Origin of the sequence: Mesorhizobium sp. M1142 (genome assembly GCF_040318565.1) — a bacterium.
GTDB lineage: Bacteria > Pseudomonadota > Alphaproteobacteria > Rhizobiales > Rhizobiaceae > Mesorhizobium.
In genome coordinates, this window is record NZ_JAMYMK010000075.1 from 1 (window position 1) to 1,060 (window position 1,060).

At 56.6% G+C, this 1,060-nt stretch carries 2 protein-coding genes; one reads left to right on the top strand and one right to left on the bottom strand.

The window, feature by feature from the left end; all coding sequences use genetic code 11:
• Positions 1 to 190: 190 nt before the first annotated feature.
• Positions 191 to 442 (bottom strand): hypothetical protein, encoded by a 252-nt coding sequence (locus tag NKH42_RS31120; protein ID WP_352509279.1) that lies wholly within the window; start codon positions 440 to 442, stop codon positions 191 to 193.
• Positions 443 to 470: 28 nt separating this feature from the next.
• On the opposite strand from NKH42_RS31120, the gene NKH42_RS31380 reads away from it, so the two are divergent.
• Positions 471 to 1,060 (top strand): DNA ligase-like domain-containing protein (locus NKH42_RS31380; protein ID WP_502896277.1); only part of this gene is annotated, 590 nt, incomplete at its 3' end.

Sequence of the window (1,060 nt, forward strand, 5' to 3'; positions counted from 1 at the left end):
ATCGCCAATGGCTGGCCAAACAGCGATATCGAGGCGCTTATGCCTTGGAACTACCAGCGCTGAACGGCATCAGCTACCCGCTTACATCATTTCCGCTACCGATTGATTGCGGATGGCAGCGAGCCAGGATGACGGGTCTGTCGGTGGCCGAATTTCGTTCGCCCATTGGAGACATCACCTTTTTTGGCAATCAGTTTTCGCTTCGCCGAGGTACATTCGTGCTCTTTGGCGGATCTCCCTTGCCGTCGGATCGGCTCCGGCCGCCCGCCCGCCGGAGGGCCTTGGTGGCTTCCGCAACGCCCGCGCGGTCATTGTCGCTGGCCCGGATCAGTTCGGGGACCTGATCCACGGGGATGTCATTCTGCTGCGCGAAATGCTCCACGTCGTAGTCCTGGCTGGACCCCAGGCGGTCTCGGTCACGCGTGCTCTTGTCGTCGGCCATGTGAACCTCATGGTGGAGCTTCGGATCAATGGCAACGTGGGCAAACAGCTTTCGTTGCGGCATCAACGCGGAAATCGTTACGTTCACTCTGGCTAATATAAGCTTTGTACCTAGTATTGACTGGGTGCGTAAAATTGTAAGTACCGGCGCCGGCCGCCTCGAGTTCATTCCGCCGATGCTGCCAACCCTGATGCCCAAGCCACCGTCAGGCGATGGGTGGATTCATGAGATCAAGCTTGATGGCTACCGCTGTCAGATCGTCATCAACGGGCCCGATGACATTCGCGTTTATACCAGCAATGAAGGAAGTTTTGGATATCAATGTGATGCGGCCAGACGGCCGGATGGAAAAGGTTACGATCACTCCATCATCAGGCCCACCTTGGTAGACATAGTAGCCTATCATCAACTCGCTTTTGAGAAGAGATGCGACGCGCCCGGTCGTCCACAGATACCCGTATGTGGATGGCACTCCTTCCTTGTTCAGACGAACCGATATGCCGGCCATGCTCTGCCCTTCAGCAACAAACATATTGAAGATGCGCCTCACAAGCTCGATTTCGTTTGGCGGGCCGGGCACAAGGAGAACGCGGTCGCCAGCGAGCCCTTTCTGTTCTC